The following is a 20411-nucleotide window of genomic DNA, read 5'->3' on the forward strand; positions in this document are numbered from 1 at the left end:
TCAACCTTAATTTCTCTTTTCCCTTTCCTTTAATGACGAATCTTTTATAAAGTGGTAATCTGTTAATAAACAGAGTAATTTACACATCATGGAATATGGATATATTTGAAAAGATTTTTTAAAAATCAGTAAAGGAGGTGAAGTTGAATAATTAAAAAAAGGTTAAGTGTTCAATGTTTTGTAAACGCTTTCTATTTGGTTTGGTGTTTTAAAAAGTAAAACAAATTTTAATTGAATTGGAGGGGTTGACTTGAAAAAAAATATTAATAAAACGCTGTATTTATTGCTAAGTATGGTAATCGTTTTAGCTGTATCAATACTTCCTAATTCGTCAGAAGCTGCTGAAACGAATACCTATTATCCTACAGAAAAAACAACGGGAGTGGTCAAGAATCCTGCCATGGGTTGGGTTTTATACTTAGATGCTTTTGGCCAAATGACGAATGGTGATATGCCTGATATTAACAAGGGTGTTTTTGATGCGGAATTGTTTTGGAATGCATTTGATACCTCAGGGGCAACTGATAAAGCAAGTATATTCTATATACGTGCACCGTGGTCTTTTTTTGAGCCGGAAGAAGGGAAGTATGCTTGGGATCATGACCCCAATTACAAAAAGTTAATTAATCATGCTTTAGAAAATGATTTAAATCTTGCATTTCGTGTCTATATAGATAGTCAAGATTCATATCAGCAAGCAACTCCTGAATATGTAAAAACGGCTGGAGCTAAAGGATATACGAATACTTTTTGGACACCGTATGTAAATGATCAGGTATTCTTAGATAAGTTGACTAAATTTATCGCTGCCTTTGGTGAGGAATATGATGATCCTGCTAAGGTTGACTTTATTGATGGAATGGGATTAGGTGCTTGGGGAGAAGGGCATAACATCCAAGTTGATAGTTCTCAACCGGGTAATGTGAATACAGCAGTTGAAACGATAACTACTGCTTATAGAAATGCATTCCATCATGTACTACTAGGTCCACAACAAGGAGGCGCCCTTGCAAGTCATGCTGAAGATTTAGTATTGTCAAATGAATATGATATTTTGCGTCGTGATAGCTTTGGGATGCCAATGTATTTTACCCAAACGGATGTGGACTATTATGTGGGTAAATTACTAAATGAAGGTATTCCTTTATATGCGGAGAATGGGTGGAACTACTTTGCGCATGATTTTGAAGGTTACATGAATAGAAATGGGAACCCGTTTTCAACGATACGTAGCATGTTGGAAGCTAGCCTTGGAGATGCATTAGCAGCCCGGGCAAATACATTTGATTTTCGTGTTCCAGAGGATGCTCAAGAGTGGATGAAAAATGAAGATTTGGTTGATGAGTTTATTGATAAAGGTGGCTATCGCTTTGTCCCTGTTTCGTTGACCGCTCCAACTTCAGTAGAATCGAATAATTATTTTGTTGTTGAAAGCAATTGGAAAAATACAGGTATAGGAAAAATACCGAATAATAGACCAGCTTGGGACTATAAATATAAAGTTGCTTATGCATTACTTGATACAACAACGGCTGCTCCTGTGTTTACTCACGTTACAGATATTGACCCATCAGAATGGTTAAAGGGTTCAACATATAACTACCAATCTAACGTCAGCTTCGGTAATGTTCCAAGTGGTACGTATGATTTTGCCTATGCAATTGTTGATACAACTAACGGTAACAAGCCTGCAATTAATTTAGCGATAACTGATGAAAAAACCACCTCTAATTGGTATAAGATTGGCCAAACTACTGTTTCAGGTATTGAAGCTATGCCTCCAAAGCCAAAGTTTGGTCATTATAAATTATCAGAAGACTGGGGCTCGGTTCAAGGGGAAAATCAGTGGTATTATTTAGAAGGAAATACTGCTCCTTATTCTGAAATGTCATGGGATGAAGAGGGGCGTCATTGGCGGGGTTCGTATCAGTATAATGTCATGAAGCCGAATGCTTATATACACCCAGATGATAATAATACGGTTGTAGGTTGGAAAGCTCCTGAAGAAGGGGAAATTTCTATTGAGGCGAACCCAAGAAAACAAAACACATCCTGTGGTGATGGAATTAATATAAAAATAGTCAAAGATGATACACAAATATGGCCCTCTCAAAATGAGTGGCAGTATTTAGAAGCGTCTGATGATGAAGGTATTATACACAATTTATCAACTACGGTAGACAGCGATGATATGATTTATTTTATCGTTAACAAAAATGGAACAGATGCTTGTGATGGTTCGATATGGGATCCTACGATAAAATATAAATCAGGATTAGAATCTCAGCCTGAACAACCAGAACCAGAACCTGAGCTAATCAATGTTGCACCAGAATCTAAAGTGAGCACAAACATGGGCACGAGTGTTGGTGATATAACAAATATTCTTAATGATTCAAGTGATTCATGGAGTTCTTCAAATTCAGCAACTTTACCTGGTTATATTACTTTTGACTTGGGAGATAAATATGTTGATACAGAAAAAATTACGTTAGCTGTCACCTATGGTCAGGGTCAAGGAATTACTAATTTGGATGTTCAGTATCATGATGGGAATGAATGGGTTTCAATTCTTTCAGATGTTTCTTTACAATGGAATTCAAATAATAGTTTACTTGAGGAAAAAGATATTACATTTGATTCTATTAATACAAATAAAATTCGATTAAAAATAAATGAAGGGAATTTAACGTGGAATCATATTGCATTAACTCAAGTGAAATGGTGGTCAACACATAACAATGTGTTGGATTTGTCTGAGTTAGAGAATCTCATTAAACTTGCGCAGTCCAAATCAAACGATGATCAATATACCGAAGCATCCATTGCAGTATTGCAAGGAGCGATTTCAGAGGCAGAGTCAGTACTAGAAACGATTGAAACCAAAGCCGACTTAAGTACAGCTCTAGCATCGCTGCAATCAGCAATAGATAGATTAGAAACAAATAAGCCAACCCCAGATCCAATTGATCTAACAGAACTAAAAGAGTTAATTAAAACAGCAAAAGGGTTCACAAATAAAGATGAATCGTATACAAGTGCTTCATTTAATTCCCTGCAAGAGGCAATTACAGAAGCCCAAGCGTCATTAGAAATAATAAAAACCGAAGCGGATCTGACAGAGGTAATAAATGCATTACAGGTGGCAATTGACCAATTGGACAATAAATCTGAAAAGAAGATAGAAGTTGGTGGTGAACCAACAAAAGTAGAACCAGGTTCAACGGTTATAATTAAAGGAAGTAATGCCAAAGTCTTGTTACCATCAGATCTACCAGAAGGAACGACAGTAACGGTAACACAGGTGAATGGCAGTGGGGAAGGAATCAAACAGGCCGGGGATGTGTATCATTTTGAATTCTCTTATCCTGAAGGTCAGAAGCCAAGTGGTATATTTACTTTGGTATTAGGTTATGATCAAGAAAAATATGCGGATGATAAAGTGAAAATCTATTATTATAATGAAGGGACGAGTACATGGGAGCTTCGCGGAGGAGATGCTGCGAACGGAGCGATCACATTAGAAGTACCGCACTTTTCAACATACGGCGTATTTGTAGCAACAACATCAGACAATAATCAAAATATTGTTGATTCAGACGATGGTGAAGACAAACAGTCAAACGAACAAACAGGGAATGAAAAACAAGATGACAACGGAAATAAACTACCGAATACAGCAACACCGATGTATAACTGGATTGTAGTAGGAATAGCTTTACTGATTATTGGTTTAGGTACAACACTATTAGCCACCAGAAGACGTCATTAAACAAATGGGACTAGCGTTGCACCAATAGAGTTTTTAACCATTTAATCAAAAAAATACCATTACGTTTTGTTAGAGAAATTAAAAAAGGGAACCGGGTCGTAAAAAAGACCTTGTTCCCTTTTTTTGTATATTATATTGTGAAGTTAGAGCTTTATTTATTTCTTTTTTGTGGCTTAATCATGGCTATCGTTCCTTCAAACATTGTGGTTGTTTTACGTATCGGTATTTTTTGTTGTCCTCGTGTTGTTTTGCTTTTTCTTCTGAAAACCGCTTCTGTGAACGCATCGTAAGGTTTATACATATACGTCCGCATCAGACGTAAAAACTGCCACCGTTTCTTTTTTGTTTTCATTTGTAATTGAAGGATTAAAGCCAATCCATAAGCTACTAAAGCGAAAAACATTTGATTCGACATGCCTTGTGGTTTTGTGCTCCTTTGTAGAAGATTTGGGAACAAGTATGGTCTCTCTTCTACAATAGGAGCATTTTTTATTTTTGTAAATAGAAATAGCCTATATTCTTGTTTGAATATAGGCGCTTAAGTAGAGGAAATATGCGAGACTCCTGCGGGAACAGCACGCGTCCGAAGATCCACTTGGTAAAGTGTTTTTCTTTACCAAGTTAGCTGAGGCCGTGCCCGCGGAAAGCGAGTGTATTTCCTCTACGTTTCAAGCATGAATGTTTGATTTGATAAAAATTATTAAAACTAATGTAAATTAATGACACTGATGCAACGCTAGGGGGTTAGACCCCCTGTCCCATTACTATACCGTCTTTCATTTTAATAATGTGATCTACGTAAGCGAGCATTTCTTCATCGTGTGTAACAACTAGGGTAGTGATATCAAGTGTTTTTGTCAACTCTTGAATTAACTCCATTACTTCTTTAGAGCGCTTAGAATCTAGGTTCGCAGTAGGTTCATCTGCAAAAAGTATTTTAGGTTGATGAATAATGGCACGTGCAATTGCCACACGCTGTTTCTCACCACCTGATAAAGATGATGGATACGCATGTTTGCGATGTTCAAGATCCACCGTCTTTAGCATTTTATTTATTTCCTGTTGTTGTTCTTGCTTATTCAAAGTTGTCTCAGCAACATCCAACATTAATAATAATTGTTCCTCGATCGTTAGAAATGGAACCAAGTGGGATGATTGAAAGACAAAACCAAACTCTTTTGCTCGAATTTTGCGAGTTTGTTCTTGATTATATGCAGCAATATTTTCATTTTTAAATATAATTTGCCCATTAGATGCTGGCTGAAGTCCAGCTGCAATCGTAAGTAACGTACTTTTACCAGATCCCGATGCGCCGATTAATGCAGTTACTTCTCCCCTTTGAAGGGAAAGGTTCACTCCTTTTAGAATCTCTTCTTCCACTTCTCCGTTTGTAAATGACTTATGAACATCTTTAATTGAGAATATACTCATCTTACACCTCTCCTTGCTGAATTGCTTGTAATGGTCCAACTTTTCTTATTTGTAATCCAGAAAGTGTCGCACCAATAAATCCAATGACAAAGAAGACAATTGCTAACTGTATAGTAGTCATAATAGATAAACTAAATGGCATACCTTCAGGGGCGACTTGATTAAATAGTTGACTTAATAAAACCGATAAAACAAGGGCTATGGAGGTAATGACTAGCATTTGTGTCCACATCATTTTGAATAATGTACTTGTTTTTACCCCGATTGCTTTTAAAATACCGTATAAACCAATTTTCTGTACATTCATCATATAGAAGAAAATGGCAAACAACATACCGCTAATGACAACTAAAAACCAAACAATCATATTTAAAGACATTTGTTCTGCACTATAACTAGGAATCGTTTGAAGAAATGCTTTATTAGAGAATGATTCTAATCCTGAAAAAGTTAAAGAATCATTAGCATCTGGAATAAAGATGAGTTGCATTTCTTCTGTGCGATACATTTGCTTGTAATCCGCTGTATTAATATAAGCTACAGGGGAATGGCTATATTTCTTTTGAGCTACAAATCCCTTTACTACAAACGTGTCGTCGAACTGGTTGTTTGTTAGTGTATCTCCAACTTTAATGCCATCGTCTTTTAACGAACGATCAAGTATGATTTCTCCACTATCAACATTCTTAAATAAGTTAGAATCAGTGGATGTTACAAAAACAACACCATGCTGTTTGTCATCATTATCGTTGACAAAACCTCTTTGTATAGAAAATGCCGTACTATCTGTATGCTCTGAAAGAATCTGGTCTTGTGTTTCATTATCGATAGTTGATAAGTTATATGTCTGTTCTGCATCCTCACTCATATAAAACTGTCCTTCTGGTAAATCTTTTATGAGTGAAGCATTATCATCGGACAACCCGTTAGCTAATCCTGAAATAATAAAAGTCAGTAAACTAATTAAGAATACAATGGAACCTAATATAAGAAATTTAGCTTTGTTTTTCTTCATTTCTTTCCATGCTATATTCATACAATCCCCTCCAAACTGTTTCATACCTTTAGTTTAAAACAGTTATATGAACGGAATATGAACAACAAAAAATTATTGGGTCGGTAATTCAACTATAAAAGTGGAGCCTTGATTTTCGTCACTCTCTACTCGAAGATCACCATGATGTAATTTTACTATGCTAGCAACAATCGATAGACCAAGCCCTGTTCCCTCGATTGTTCTTGTCCGTGACGTATCTACTCGATAAAAACGGTCAAATATTCTCTTTGCATTGGTTTCACTTAATCCAATTCCTGTATCTTTAACTAAAATACAAACTGTTTTTTCTTTTTGTTCAATCGTTATATCAATGCTTCCGTGTGCGCAATTATATTTTATTGCATTCGTTAATAGGTTATCCCACACAGCATAAAGTAAGGAAGGATCACCATAAATTTCTGTAGGCGATAAGGAATAACCAAGCATCATGCCTTTTTCTCCAATTAGCCACTGGTAACTTTTAATCAGTTCTTTTAGTTGTATATCCAAACGAAAAACTTCTTTTTTAACAATGTCTTCATTTCGATCTAAGGAAGCAAGAAGTAATAATTGACGTGTTAGTGTAGAGAGTCTTTGTATTTCCCCATTTATAATGGAGATGTATTTTTCCTTTTCTTCTGTACTTAGTGTTTCATCAGCCAAAAGGTTGGTATAACCCTTAATATTAGACAATGGTGATTGTATATCGTGTGAAACATTAGAAATAAATTCCTTTCTAATATCTTCCGTTTGTTCTAATTTTTTTACCATGTCTAAAAAACTTTGAGAAAGTTCACCTAATTCGTCATGACGTTTAATATCTAACGTTACATCAAACTCACCATTAGAGAGGGTTTTTGTAGCTTTTGTTAATTTAGTGATTGGTTTAATAAGATATTTTGTGCTTAAGACAACCATAATAATGCTTAGTAAAATAGCAAATAGAAGCATCCATGCAAACAATTTGCGCATTTCATTAAATAGAAGTTCAATATCTGGCCTTAGAAAAAGCGCATATTTTTGTTCGTTGTGTGTTAAAGGCACACCAATTGTATTTGTTAATTCATTAGCAAAAAAACCGGTTACAAATGTTCCTTCTGAAAAATGAAGCATCCCATGGAATATTTGACCGTTTAATACTTGTTCTATTGTCTCGTCGCTTAATGTCTCATCTCTAAAAGGTGAGCCAAAAAATTTATTTTGACCATTGGGGTTTATTAAATAAAGGTGATAGCCAATGTTTCCGATACTTTCTAAATAGGCATTTAAATTGGTATTTGGGTTTTCACCAACGAATGTAGCAATATCTAATGCAATGTTTGTGTTTTTCTGATCATTATAAGGTTTTAATTTTACTTGATAATAGGCATTCGATAATAGAAAAGAAGTAATCCCACTTACTATCATAATACTGATGGTAATTATGACAAACTTTAAATATAGCGACTTCATAACCGTTTTTCCTCTAATAAATAGCCAATACCTCTTACCGTTTTAATTTGAAAATCGTCAGTTAACTTAGAAAAGCGTTCTCTTAATCGTTTAATATGAACATCCACCGTGCGTTCATCTCCTTCGTATTCTAATCCCCAAATTTGTTCGATTAACTGATCACGGGTAAATACTTGCATGGGGTGAGAAGCTAAATAATGTAATAACTCAAACTCTTTTAAAGGCAAGAGGGTTGTCTGCTGTTCAATTTGCACCTCATAACTATTTTTGTTTATTGTGGTATTTCCTAAACGAATGATTGTTTCATCATCTTGCTTATCAGATCTTCTTAACAACGCTTGGATTCGAAAAAGTAACTCTTTTGGTTCAAACGGTTTAACTAAATAATCATCCGTTCCAGATTTGAACCCTTCTTCTTTATCTTCAATTTGATTTTTAGCGGTTAAAAGGATGATGGGCATATCATATTTTTTACGAATTTCTTTTGTTAAAGCATAACCATCCATGAAAGGCATCATGATATCAATCACAGCAAGATCACACTTCTGTTGTTTTAATTTTGCTAAAGCATCCGTGCCATCCTTTGCCTTTATTACATTATATCCTGCCTTCGTTAAATTAATGGTTACAAGCTGCAAAATATGAACATCATCATCCACAATCAAAATTCTCGCCATTTCTGTCCTCCAATTGGGGCAGCGGGGTCAGCCCCCCTGTCCCGTTCATTATAGAAAATTTTATATGATTTACCATCATATTGTCTAGCTGTAATGTAGTTTTTTAGTTGCTTATGTCTGTTGTTTGTGATAAGTTCATTTTGTATATAAAAATAAAAGCACCCCATATATTCCTGGAAATACGGTCTGGGAGTCTCTACAGAGTAACCGAAAATTACTCTACTATGGACGGTTAATAATAGAATAACTAACAAAGATTATGCAGCGCAACAAGTGTGCTTTTTTGTCAATCATTCTAGTTATCTAGTCGTCTATTTCTATAGGCGACTTTTTTAATTTATTAACAAAAAAAGTAAATATGTGTGTTTGTGAATTCTGTTTTGTTAGTAGTTTGAAGATAATTACCGTCAATAAAAGATAGAAATCTACAACATAGAAAAAATCTATCAATCGGTTTTCCATTGCGAAGAGATATGGGTGCGATCGGGGGAAACGTATGGAAATATTGAAGGATGTATTAGCAGCATTAAGTGGTGTTTTAAATGGTTTGCCACAAGGATTACTAGCTTTAGCTTTCGGTTTTGCATCTGTTCCGACTGCATTAGCCTTTGTTGCTGGTGCTGCAGGGAACGCACTGACTAGCTCGGTAGCGGTTATTTCGTTTCAAGCAGAAACAATTACGGTTGCAGGGACGATGGGTAAGAATTTGCGTGAAAGGTTATCTATGATTTTCTTTGGTGCTGCCATCATGTTTTTGATTGGAGCATTTGGGTTATTGGAATGGATTATAAACTTAATTGGCCCTGTAATAACCAGTGGGATGATGGCTGGTGTTGGGATTATGTTATCAAAAGTTGCCTGGGATATGGCGAAAGGGAATAAACTTGCAGGTGTTGTTTCTTTTGCGTCTGGTTTAGTGACATATATAGCTACGAAAGATTTAGTGTATACAATTACTATTTCTGTTGTGCTATCAAGCCTAGTTTTCTATTTCTTTAAAAAAGATCAAATCAATCAAAATGAGAAACCTTTTGTCAAAGAAAAAATGATTCGACAATCACTTATTTTTAATCCAATGGTACTTCGTGGTGCACTAGCAATGGTCTGTCTAAACATTGGTGCAAATATTGCTTTTGGAAATATTAATGGTTCGATTGCCAGTCGAGATGTGAATGTTGATATTTTAGCGATGATTAGTAGTGTAGCAGATATGGCTTCATCTTTCTTTGGTGGTGGCCCTGTAGAGGTAATTATCTCGGCCACAGCTAGTGCACCGCACCCTGTCTGGTCGGGGGTGTTAATGATGGTTATCATGGCACTTATTTTAATTTTTGGAATACTTCCGAAAATAGGAAAATACATTCCTACCGCATCTATTTCTGGATTTTTGTTTGTATTAGGCGCAATTGTTACATTACCAGACAATGCGGTTGCGGCATTAACAACTGGTGATGCTTCTCTCGGTGTAGTTGGTGCTATAACGATGATTGTTACAGCTATCACTGATCCGTTTGTTGGTATGGTTTCAGGTATAGTTATACAATTTTTAATTACTATCTTTGGATTTTAAATGAGGTGGATGAAAATGAAGACATATGAAATAAATATTAAAGGTATAAGAAGAGAATTACCAATTGTTACTGTTTCAGAAGACCTACGTATTGCTAGTTTTGATATTTTAGGGGATACAGCATTGGTTACATACCTTGCACCGTTGTTAGCAGAAAATTTACCAACGATTGATTACATCGTTACAGCAGAAGCAAAAGGGATTCCATTAATTCAAGAGATTTCAAAAGTATTGAACATGGATAAGTATATTGTAGCAAGAAAAAGTATGAAGCCTTATATGCAATCCCCCTTGATAAAAAAGGTAACATCTATTACGACACAAAAAGAGCAAACATTATGTTTAGATGGAAAAGATGCATCCTTAATTAAAGGGAAAAGAGTAGCTATTATTGATGATGTAATTAGCACTGGTGAATCCATCAGAGGATTAGAGGCTCTATTAGAAGAGGCAGGAGCACATGTTTTAGCGAAAGCTGCTATCCTAGCAGAGGGAAGCGCTGCAGAACGAGAAGACATTATATTTTTAGAAAAACTACCATTATTTTAAAAAAACGGGATAGGGGGGTCAGCCCCCTGTCCCGTTCACATTTATCGTGCAAGCCCTCTTTCAAAGGCTGCTAAGTGATTAATAGAAGCATTACGCAATTGTGTAAATACAATCTGTAAATCACTTGGAAGATTAAGTGTCAAAAATTTATCATACATTGAAATATTATCAATCTCCCCTTGTACTCCTGACGCATATGCTTCTTTAATCGTTTCTGGGGTGGTAACAAAATTCATTGATTGATCAATTGGCAATTGAATTTGATAGCGATCAAACAATGGGAGAAGTGCATCAATATGCCGTAATTCTGCTGCTTTAATTTGAGTGAATGTCCGAACATTACCAAAGTTGGCTAATATCGTATCATAACGTGCTTGAGCTAAATATTCATCCTGTAACGCATAGGTGAGCATATCTGCTATAGATAGGGAAGGTGCATCTAGAGCAGCTTTTGCCCCATAGTTATTAATTTGTCTATTTTCATCGAAATGATAGCTATTGTTCAAAAATGAAAGAAACCATACGGCATGGTTTTGTTCATCCGCTGCTGCACGTTGAAAGGTTTGTTTAATGGCTGTATCCTCTGTCTGATCAGCAATATCTAAATAGAAATCTACCGTTTCTTGCTCATCTTCAAAGGCAGCAATTATCCCTTCCTTAAAAGTATTTTGACAATCACCTTTTAGCTCATATGTTGGTTGTTTTCCAGTGAGATCTTTGTAAATCGTACTAAATGAGTTGAGATGGCGCTTTTCATCCTTCCGTATATCAAGTATTCTTTTTCGATCATCCTGCAAAGGCGAGAGATTAGCTAATGTTTCATAACAAATAATAGCATTATATTCACCGTCGATTGCTTTTTGAATGTTTTTTTGTAAATTAAAGTCAGATAACCTCTGCTTATCTTGAGGATCGGTATACAAAATAATCAACCTCCTGCTATGCGATCAGTTCATTTATCCACCATAAATCCTTTGCATTATACTTAAAAGACAAAGTACCGACTGTGTAAAATAAACCGCTCGTAAAAGCGAAATCGTTTAACTAACAATCAGTAATGTTCAAAAAACTTCATACTAATTGAAATTACTTTATGTTATGCGATATACATCGTCTTGTGTGCCTGGCCTAATTATACTTCTTATTCACTATATGCTAGATTAGAAGGGAAGAATGGGGCGTTGTTCCATGTGGTATGATAGTATTATTTAGGAAGGGCGACTAGATTATGAAAAATAATCAGGCATTTATTCGAATGAAGAATGTTTCTTACCGTTTTGGAAAACAAGTGATCATTAAGCAACAAAGTCTAGCGTTGGAAAAAGGTGTTTCTTATGCATTAATTGGTCAATCCGGTATTGGTAAAACCACCTTATTACGACTATTTGCGGGTTTTACTGCACCAGAAAGTGGAACCATCTTTATCAATAATGAAAGACTTATGAAACCAAGAGTAAAAACCGGATTTTTATTTCAAGATTTAGGATTATTTCCGTGGCAAACAGTATTTGATGCTGTTAAAATGCCACTACAAATGTATACATCTATCAATAAAAAGGATCTAGAGTCACGGGTTCTTGAATGGCTAAGAGAGTTACAAATAGAACATTGTTATGATAAATACCCACATGAATTAAGTGGTGGACAAAAACAACGAGTAGCCTTAGCAAGGACACTTATCGTTGAACCAGACTTTGTGTTAATGGATGAACCAACATCAGCAATCGATGCCATGACAAAAGAATCAATTCAAGCACTTATTTTAGCGCAACATCAAAGGGAAAAAACAACCATGCTCTTTGTGACGCATGATATAGAAGAAGCAGTTTTTTTAGGGGAAGTTATTCTAATTATGCGTGAGAATGGACAAATAACTCAGATTCGTAATCCCATTTTTGGAAATAAAGATAATAGACAAACATTAGCTTTTTATCAAGCTTGTATTAATGTAAGGAAACTTATAAATTTGGAGATGGAACCAGATGAAATATTTACGCATAATAGGTAACAATCAATTGGTTATCGGATTTTTAATGACACTTTTGGCGTGGCAATTAGTCTATTCACTAATTGATACACATACGATTCCATCTCCACAAGAATCGATCATTTATTTATACACAATGAAAGGACCAATAGCATTACATTTATTGGCGAGTATGGCTAGAGTATGGACGGCTATTGCTATTTCCTTAGTGATTGGATTGCCAATTGGAATATTGGCAGGAGTTAATCGCGTTTTTGATCAACTTTTTTCACCATTTCTTTATTATATTTATCCCATTCCTAAGGTAGCTTTTTTGCCGGTACTTATGCTTTTGTATGGATTAGGAAATCAATCCAAAATCCTTTTAATTATTTTTATTATTGTATTCCAAATTATTTTGTCGGTAAGGGATGGGGTAAGACAAATTCCACCGTCTTATTTTACCGTGATGCATAGTTTTGCCGCTTCCAAGGTAGCTATGTATCGCTATTTAATTATCCCTGCTATTTTACCCCAACTATTTTCTGGATTGCGTATTAGTATTGGTATTTCACTTGCAACCTTATTTTTTGCAGAAAATTACGCAACAACATATGGCATCGGGTACTTTATCTTAAGTGCATGGACAAAAATGGATTACATTGAGATGTTTAGTGGCATCCTGGCTTTAAGCTTTTTAGGTATTTTAATGTTTAAGCTAATTGATATGCTGGAGATAAATGTGACTCCTTGGAATAAAAAACCTTTCTGATATGTGATCAGAAAGGTTTTTTGATAATAATAGGTATTCCATTAGGTTTGACTTTATTTATTTAATGAAAGAGAAATCAGTTAGGTCATCATAGCTATAGGTTTGTTCAATTTGTTCTTTTTCTTTTGTCCATTTGATGATGCGGTCAAACTGGTCTTGGTCAATACTAGCAGCATGCGTGTATGGAACGTCCTTATTGTTAATATAGTCACTCATTGCTGCTGGGAATTGATAATTGGATAGAATATCAGCATAGTCATTCGCATTAGTTTCATTCATATAATCGATTGCTTGATTATAAGCGGTGTAGAAAGCTTTTATGTCTTCAGGATAGTTTTGGATCATTTCTTCTGTAAAGAAAATCGTGCCGCCTTTAATACCAGCTTCGTTTGAACTTGCTAATAAATGTGCACCTTGTTGCACCAGCATGCCAGCCTGTGGTTCAGTAAATACAACACCGTCAATTTGATTAGATAAAAGTGCCTCTGATCTACCTGAAAAAGAAGGAATCTCAACGATGTTATAGTTGAAATCATTTGCTATAGCCATTTCATCCATAATATATTCAAGGATAAAATTAGGGACAAGGGACACATCTTTATCATCCAACCCTTGGATATTTGTAATATTTGATCCGGGTGATGACAAGATTTTAAAGTCTTCGTTAATATCTGATGTTATTTTAAGGTTGATTCCCCTATCAACAAAGGCAGCAGTTGTCATCACATCACCAATTGCAGCATCTAATTCATTGGCTTGTAGGGCAACATTACGATCATTTGGTGATGTGAATGTTTTAATCGATACATCTACACCGATTTCTTCAAAGTAGCCATTCTCTTCTGCTAGGATAATGGGTAGTGCGGCTTCTGCTGGTAATGTGCCAATCGTGAAGGTTTCTCCACTTGGTGTGACTCCATTTTCTTTTTCGTTTTCTGTGGTTTGATCCGCATCTGTATTATTGTTTGAACAGGATGCTAGTAAAAAAATACTGCATGCAATAAATAGGTAGTTTCGTAATCTTAGTTTCAATTGTTTTGCTCCTTCTTTATTTCCTTCTTAGTTCACGATTTGTTTAAATTGCTCTATCGTTAAAAAGTATGGAATAACATTTCTTTTTAATAATAATGGATCTGTGTGCGCATTGTTTTTACCATTTTCACAAGTAAATGCTAAATGAAATCCCATTTGTTTTAAAAGAGAGACATTTCTATCTGTGAATAGCCCAAATGGATAAGCAAACACGTCTTTTACTGGAACATATTCGTTACACAGAGCTAGATCTTTTGCAAATGCCTCGTCCGTAGCTTCCATCATATGACTGGTAGACTCATTTTTTCTTTGATGAAATGCATCTGTATGGTTGGCGTATTCAAATACATCTTCCATCGCTTTTAAATCTTGTTTGGATAGACAAACTGATTTTTTAGGGTTAAACGCTTTAGCATAATCATGAAGCCAGCCTGTCACTACAAACGAAACAGCATGAAAACCGTATTTTTTTAATATGGGATAAGCGTACTCCTTTATCGATTGAAAACAGTCATCAAATGTAAGTAGGATTGATCTTTCGGGAAGTGATGCTTGGTTCATGTAAAATTCTTTGATTTCATGTAATGTTAGCGTATGAAAGTTATTTTCTTTTAAATAATCCATTTGTTCTTCGAATTGCTCAAGTGTAACAAACAAGGGGGATGGCAATATGTCATCATAATCTTGTTTGACATCAATAGGTGAAGGATGCTCTGGATTAAAGTCATTTTCCTCTCTAATTTCATGATATAGAACGGTTGTAAATGTCATATGTATTCCTCCCTTTGTCTATTGATTATATCCCCAATTACGATATAGTCAATTTTTTGTCGAAAGATGTCATGAAAAATTCTTTTTTAAACATCTTGCTATCTGCATGTCGTTTAAAGTGCTTTTATTCTTTCTTCCGCATCTCGTAAGTATAGATCAAGCTCTTCGCTTGTTAGATAAGGGACGCTACCATAAAAAACATGGTCAATAACCTCTACACTATTTCCGTTAAATAACCAGCCAGATGTTAATGTGCGAATAGGATCTGTTAAAGGATTTTCCTTTCCATCAATTTGTTGAGGTTGTCCTGTTGGGGTGAAGAATAATGCACGCTTTCCTTCAAAACGCTTATGTGCTTCATCATCTTCAAAGCTATAAGCAAATCCATGTTGAAATACGCGGTCAATATATCCTTTCATGATGGCAGGCATGCCGTTCCACCAGCTAGGAAAGATATAGATATATAGATCGCTTTCTAGCATGTATTGCATCTCTTCTCGCACATCCTCTGTGAAGGTTTCGTTTTCTCTTACAAATTTACCATTCTCAATATGAATCATATCAGGTGCCTCGAGTATGGGGTTAAAGTTCATTTTGTATAAATCTCTTACGTTCACGTCATAATTTTTCGCTTCTAATGCATTTGTTATTCGTTCTAGTAATGCGTGAGAAAAGCTACCTTCTCTTGGGTGGGAAAATATAATTAATGCTTTCATTTTTTTCGCTCCCTTATCCTATTGTTAATTTATTCACAAGTAATAATAAAAGCATAGCATGGATATATCTTTCACACAATTAAATTCCCCCTTTTAATAGAGAGAGAACAATAGCCTAAAAAACTCGTTTGTAGACAAATAAAAATAAAAACTCCCCTATCTCTAAATAAAAACTTAGATTGGGGAGTTTTTAATTACGGTAATAACACACTATCAATTACGTGGATAACACCATTGGATGCTTCAATATCTGGTGTAACAACCGTTGCTTTATTGATGCGAACAGGGTCTAATTTAATTTTGGCTTTCTTGTCTGCTAATGTGTTGATTTTCATACAATTTTTCAGATCACTTGATAGTAACTTTTCAGGCGCGACATGGTAAAGCAAGATCTCCTTTAAATCTTTTCTTGCTAGTAGTTCTTCTGCTGAAATGTCTAGATCACTTAGTAATTTTTCAAAAGCTTCATCTGTTGGAGCAAATACCGTAAAAGGTCCCTCTTCTTTTAAGGTGTCGATTAAATCGGCTTTCTCTAGAGCGGCAATTAATGTATTAAAATTCCCTGCTTCTATTGCTATGTCGACAATATTTTTCTCGCTTTCTGGATTCTCCATTGCACTTACACTGCTTGCAAATGGAGCAATCATCATAAAAAATAACAGAACTAACGCTAGCTTCCTTTTTAACATAAATTACATCCTCCTTTTTTTAAAAAAACCTAGGATATGCGTGGATATCCTCTTTATTGGTAGTATTCGAACAATTAATGATTTTATCCGCGCTTTTTGTAATTAAGATAATCATTCATTTCACGATATGATAAAATAAATGAATCATTAATAAAGATAATAATGGAGATGTTAGTTTGAATAAATGTAAAAATATGTTGATGTATAGAGAAAATGGACAGTGGATTTACTGGGGAATTCTCTTTTTTTTATGTCTAGGTTCACTGATTTTTGTCAATTACAATTACTCTTTTTATGATAGACCAATTGCCCAGGTGATTGAGATATCGGATGAGAGGCAAGTTGAGGTAACAGATGGTAGTCAAAACCATGATACGGTGTATACACAGTCACTTGTTGCGACTATAAAAAATGGAGAAGAGAAAGGACAGCAGCTTGAATTAACCAATGAATATTCTGATTCAAGGGCATATCATCCTAAATTATCTAAAGGTGATGATGTATTTGTTTCCATTGAACAAACGAACACGGACAAGTTAGTTGGCAGTATGCTTGATATGAAGCGTGATCAAGCATTGCTAATTGTTGCTTGGATTTTTATTTTTGTCTTATTAGCAGTTGGAAGGAAACAAGGGCTTTTTGCAATGATTAGTTTAGTCGTAAATGCGTTAATAATTGCATATGCGTTGGAACTGTATATTGATACGTCTAATATAAGTTTGTTGTTTATTATGAGCGGCGCGGTAATTGTAATGACTATCTTATCTTTATTATTTGTCAGTGGATTTCAGGAGCAAACGTATGCAGCAATTATTTCAACGTTGCTAGGAACATTTATGTTGCTGTTTATTACAGTCCTTGTCTTATGGTTAACGGACGAGCAAGGATTACGTTTTGAGGAGATGGCATTCTTAAGTCGCCCACCACAAGCTATTTTTATGGCAGGTGTTTTAGTAGGAGCATTGGGTGCGGTCATGGATATTGGGGTATCGATGGCTTCGTCATTATTTAGCTTATATGAAAAAAATAATGAGATTTCTATAAAGGATTTAAGAGAGTCAGGGATAGAAATAGGTAAAGATATTATGGGTACTATGACTAACATTTTGTTTTTTGCCTATGTTAGTGGAACGATCCCGTCATTACTTCTCTATTTAATGAATGATGCTTCCTTAGGATTTACACTTTCGATGAATTTGTCGTTAGAATTAACTCGTGCCCTTGCAGGTGGAATTGGTATTGTATTAACGATCCCAATTGGGTTGTACACGACCATTTTATTTATTCACCGAAAGCAGGTGAAATCATGAATACTTTAGTTGTACTAGCTATCGTGTTGCTTTTATTAATGGCAGCGATTGGTGGTAAAAAGGGTGTTCGTTCCTTTGTCGCATTATTTGTAAACTTTTTTGTATTGCTTGTAGCAGTATTAATCATGACAGATCCATATGCAGACCCAATTGTTTTGACGTTAATTGCCTGTGCAATTATCAGTTGTGTGACTTTATTTTTTATTAATGAGGTAAATAGTAAGACAAAAACTGCTTTTATCTCGACATTAGTAACTACAGTTCTTATGTTATTGTTTATCTTTATTGTGACGGAACAGTCCATGATACATGGTTTTGGAGAAGAAGAGGTAGAAGAACAAACCATTTATTCTTATTATTTAGGGATCGATTTTGTAAAAATTGCTGCTTCTGTTATTATTATGAGTACCATTGGCGCGATTACAGATGAAGCCATTGCAGTTAGTTCTCCGATGTTTGAAATTCACAAACATAATCCGTCTATTAGTCGTAAAGCACTTTTCTTAGCCGGCATGCGGATTGGAAAAGACCTTCTCGGTACGAATGCGAATACACTATTCTTTGCATTTTTTGGAGGGTATCTTGCGCTATTAATTCGTTATAAAGATTTAGAATATACATTAGGTGAGATTGTTAATACCAAAATATTTAGTGCAGAGATGATGACTATTTTGTGTGGAGGAATAGGTGTGGCATTGATCATTCCAATAACCGCATGGATTACAGCTTATGTGTTAACGAGACGGTGAAACGCTCATGACTTACTCACGTTTGCATATAACACAAACCCAACTATTGTATTTAATAGTTGGGTAATATATCTAGGTGTCTTTATACTAGCTAGCTTTTATCGTGTTATCATTACTGATTTTTAAAAATTTATTTTAATGTTTCGGCATACTGTGCCGCTTGTTCTCCTGCTTGACGTCCAAAGATAATAATATCAGCAACAGCATTACCACCGATTCGGTTTTCACCATGCAAACCACCAGTTAATTCGCCTGCTGCATATAATCCTGGAATTGCATGATCTTCTTTATTTAGCACTTGTGTATTCGTATTTACTTTTACACCACCCATTGTGTGGTGTACACCTGGAGCAATTTTGATTGCGTAATAAGGTGCACTGGAAAGGTCATGATCCATTCCGGTTGTTCGATTAAATGCTGTGTCTTCACTGTTTTTTACACTTTCATTCCAACTGTTGATTGTTTTTTCCAACGTGTCCATTGGTAAATCGGTTTTTTCTGCCAATGTTTCAATGGTTTCTCCGCTTTCGACGAATCCTTTTTCCTCATAGAAGTTAATGGCTTTAACACGTTCTTTTACTCCAGCATCAAAGATTAAGTATGCATATTGTTCAGGTAAATCAATAATTGCATTAGACACTTTATCTCTCGTTTCTAGTTCGTTAAAGAAGCGTTGCCCGTCTTGTGTTACCAAAATGGCACCTTCACCACGGACTGCTTCTGTAATTAAGTATGAGTTTTCTTGTTGAACAGTAGGGTGGATTTGAATATGTTCTAAATCAACAGTAGCACCACCTATTTTTTGAATCATCTTAATACCATCACCAGTAGTTCCTTCTTGATTAGTAGAAACATAACCTTTTAAGTCTTCACGGTATTGCTCTATTAATTCCTCGTTTGCACCGAAGCCACCAGTTGTAACAATAACCGCTTTTGAATCAATTTCTTTTTCATCTTGTCCATTAAACAGTACAGTTACTCCGTTTACTTCATCAGCTATTTTATTAACTGCAGTAACCTCTGCATTGACAAAAATCGGTATTTCACGTTCGTAGACATTTCGTAATAACCCATCTACTAAGTACCCACCAATGGCTGAACCATCTTCTGGCCTGTGTGTTCGTTCTACACTCATTCCACCAGTTACAGTTAAATTGTTTAATTTAATTCCCATAGAATCTAGCCATTCAATAGCGGGAGCTGAATGATCAACGAAAAAGTGTAATAGATCTTGATCATTTGTTCTATTACCGCCATTTAGTGTTTCTTCAAAGAATTTATCATTACTATCAACAATGTCTTGTTCTTTTTGAAATTTTGTTTCTGATGCATTCATCCCAGCTGAAGATTTTATAGTATTTCCTCCAGCAACAGGCATCTTTTCAAAAATGACTGGGTTCATACCAGCATCGCTTGCTTGGATGGCAGCAGCCATACCTGCTCCTCCAGCACCAACAATTACAATGTCATAGCTATCTTTTAATTCACTTTGATTTGTGTATGTTTGTTCTGAAGCACCAGAAGTTGTATCATTTGTACCTTCATCTTCTGTTTTAATATCTGTTTGTTCTGAAGCGCCACAGCCAGTGATAATTAATAGCATGGCCAAAATAGAAATTAAACTTGTCATCATGTGTTTTCTCATTAGTTGTCCCCCTAAATTCTTTCAAACAGTTTGCTCAGTAATGAACAAAAGCTAGCTTGTTAAGTATATCACAAACTATAAATTTAAAAGTATGAAAAAATGACATAAATATGACAGAATTAGAAGTTCGTTATTTTTAATATGGGAATCAGAAACAAATTTGAAGCATTTGGACTTATTATGGGGAATAATTAACAAATTAAAAGCTTCTCTTATTTATATCTTGCTCTTTGTTCTCTATCGCTTCATTTTTTGAAATTGGGTAACGTATCCT

18 protein-coding genes and 1 riboswitch are annotated in these 20411 nt (G+C 35.2%); of the genes, 7 read left to right on the plus strand and 11 right to left on the minus strand.

Going from position 1 to position 20411, the window contains the following annotated elements; translation table 11 throughout:
- The first annotated feature begins 250 nt into the window (after positions 1–250).
- Positions 251–3772 (plus strand): discoidin domain-containing protein, encoded by a 3522-nt coding sequence (locus tag BN1058_RS00930; protein WP_090851532.1) that lies wholly within the window; start codon positions 251–253, stop codon positions 3770–3772.
- A gap of 151 nt (positions 3773–3923) precedes the next feature.
- On the opposite strand, the gene BN1058_RS00935 is transcribed toward BN1058_RS00930, so the two are convergent.
- From BN1058_RS00935 to BN1058_RS00955, 5 genes are all read right to left on the minus strand, one after another.
- The gene (locus tag BN1058_RS00935; protein WP_090851535.1) at positions 3924–4229 is read right to left on the minus strand and encodes a hypothetical protein; all 306 of its coding nucleotides are present in this window, start codon (positions 4227–4229) and stop codon (positions 3924–3926) included.
- A gap of 287 nt (positions 4230–4516) precedes the next feature.
- On the minus strand, positions 4517–5203 hold the full coding sequence (locus tag BN1058_RS00940) for an ABC transporter ATP-binding protein (RefSeq protein ID WP_090851537.1): 687 nt from the start codon (positions 5201–5203) through the stop codon (positions 4517–4519).
- 1 nt (position 5204) lies between these two features.
- Entirely contained in the window at positions 5205–6239 is a 1035-nt protein-coding gene (locus BN1058_RS00945) for an ABC transporter permease (protein WP_090851540.1), read from the minus strand.
- Positions 6240–6311: 72 nt separating this feature from the next.
- Entirely contained in the window at positions 6312–7691 is a 1380-nt protein-coding gene (locus tag BN1058_RS00950) for a sensor histidine kinase (protein ID WP_090851543.1), read from the minus strand.
- A complete protein-coding gene (locus BN1058_RS00955; RefSeq protein WP_090851546.1) occupies positions 7688–8368 on the minus strand; it encodes a response regulator transcription factor in 681 nt (226 codons plus the stop codon). The genes BN1058_RS00950 and BN1058_RS00955 overlap by 4 nt, the downstream gene beginning before the upstream one ends.
- A gap of 143 nt (positions 8369–8511) precedes the next feature.
- A riboswitch (purine riboswitch) is annotated at positions 8512–8613 on the plus strand.
- Positions 8614–8864: 251 nt separating this feature from the next.
- Between BN1058_RS00955 and BN1058_RS00960 the strand changes: the two genes are divergently transcribed.
- Together BN1058_RS00960 and BN1058_RS00965 are read left to right on the plus strand one after the other, a co-directional pair.
- Positions 8865–9938, plus strand: coding sequence for a guanine permease (locus BN1058_RS00960; RefSeq protein WP_090851549.1), 1074 nt, complete (start codon positions 8865–8867; stop codon positions 9936–9938).
- Between the two features lie 15 nt (positions 9939–9953).
- A complete protein-coding gene (locus tag BN1058_RS00965) occupies positions 9954–10487 on the plus strand; it encodes a phosphoribosyltransferase family protein (RefSeq protein WP_090851552.1) in 534 nt (177 codons plus the stop codon).
- Positions 10488–10528: 41 nt separating this feature from the next.
- Here BN1058_RS00965 and BN1058_RS00970 read toward each other — a convergent pair whose 3' ends face one another.
- Positions 10529–11410, minus strand: a complete 882-nt coding sequence (locus BN1058_RS00970) for a ferritin family protein (protein WP_090851555.1) — start codon at positions 11408–11410, stop codon at positions 10529–10531.
- Between the two features lie 305 nt (positions 11411–11715).
- Here BN1058_RS00970 and BN1058_RS00975 point away from each other — a divergent pair, with 305 nt between their 5' ends.
- Both BN1058_RS00975 and BN1058_RS00980 read left to right on the plus strand, forming a co-directional pair.
- On the plus strand, positions 11716–12495 hold the full coding sequence (locus tag BN1058_RS00975; RefSeq protein WP_090851558.1) for an ABC transporter ATP-binding protein: 780 nt from the start codon (positions 11716–11718) through the stop codon (positions 12493–12495).
- Entirely contained in the window at positions 12470–13225 is a 756-nt protein-coding gene (locus BN1058_RS00980; protein ID WP_090851562.1) for an ABC transporter permease, read from the plus strand. The genes BN1058_RS00975 and BN1058_RS00980 overlap by 26 nt, the downstream gene beginning before the upstream one ends.
- Before the next feature lie 57 nt (positions 13226–13282).
- Here the strand turns inward: BN1058_RS00980 and BN1058_RS00985 are convergent, their stop codons facing one another.
- From BN1058_RS00985 to BN1058_RS01000, 4 genes are all read right to left on the minus strand, one after another.
- A complete protein-coding gene (locus tag BN1058_RS00985; RefSeq protein WP_255306934.1) occupies positions 13283–14257 on the minus strand; it encodes an ABC transporter substrate-binding protein in 975 nt (324 codons plus the stop codon).
- A gap of 27 nt (positions 14258–14284) precedes the next feature.
- Positions 14285–15028, minus strand: a complete 744-nt coding sequence (locus BN1058_RS00990; RefSeq protein ID WP_090851564.1) for a polysaccharide deacetylase family protein — start codon at positions 15026–15028, stop codon at positions 14285–14287.
- Between the two features lie 113 nt (positions 15029–15141).
- Complete coding sequence (locus BN1058_RS00995) at positions 15142–15744, minus strand: NAD(P)H-dependent oxidoreductase (RefSeq protein ID WP_090851567.1); 603 nt, start codon at positions 15742–15744, stop codon at positions 15142–15144.
- Between the two features lie 194 nt (positions 15745–15938).
- Positions 15939–16433: a fasciclin domain-containing protein gene (locus BN1058_RS01000; RefSeq protein WP_090851570.1), complete on the minus strand. Its 495-nt coding sequence runs from the start codon at positions 16431–16433 to the stop codon at positions 15939–15941.
- A 176-nt stretch (positions 16434–16609) separates the two neighbouring features.
- Between BN1058_RS01000 and BN1058_RS01005 the strand changes: the two genes are divergently transcribed.
- The gene (locus tag BN1058_RS01005; protein WP_255306935.1) at positions 16610–17743 is read left to right on the plus strand and encodes a YibE/F family protein; all 1134 of its coding nucleotides are present in this window, start codon (positions 16610–16612) and stop codon (positions 17741–17743) included.
- A complete protein-coding gene (locus BN1058_RS01010) occupies positions 17740–18492 on the plus strand; it encodes a YibE/F family protein (protein ID WP_090851573.1) in 753 nt (250 codons plus the stop codon). The genes BN1058_RS01005 and BN1058_RS01010 overlap by 4 nt, the downstream gene beginning before the upstream one ends.
- 130 nt (positions 18493–18622) lie before the next feature.
- On the opposite strand, the gene BN1058_RS01015 is transcribed toward BN1058_RS01010, so the two are convergent.
- Positions 18623–20137, minus strand: a complete 1515-nt coding sequence (locus tag BN1058_RS01015; RefSeq protein ID WP_090851576.1) for a flavocytochrome c — start codon at positions 20135–20137, stop codon at positions 18623–18625.
- Positions 20138–20411 lie beyond the last annotated feature (274 nt).

The sequence above is a fragment of the Paraliobacillus sp. PM-2 genome (assembly GCF_001368815.1).
In the GTDB taxonomy this organism is placed as follows: domain Bacteria; phylum Bacillota; class Bacilli; order Bacillales; family Amphibacillaceae; genus Paraliobacillus.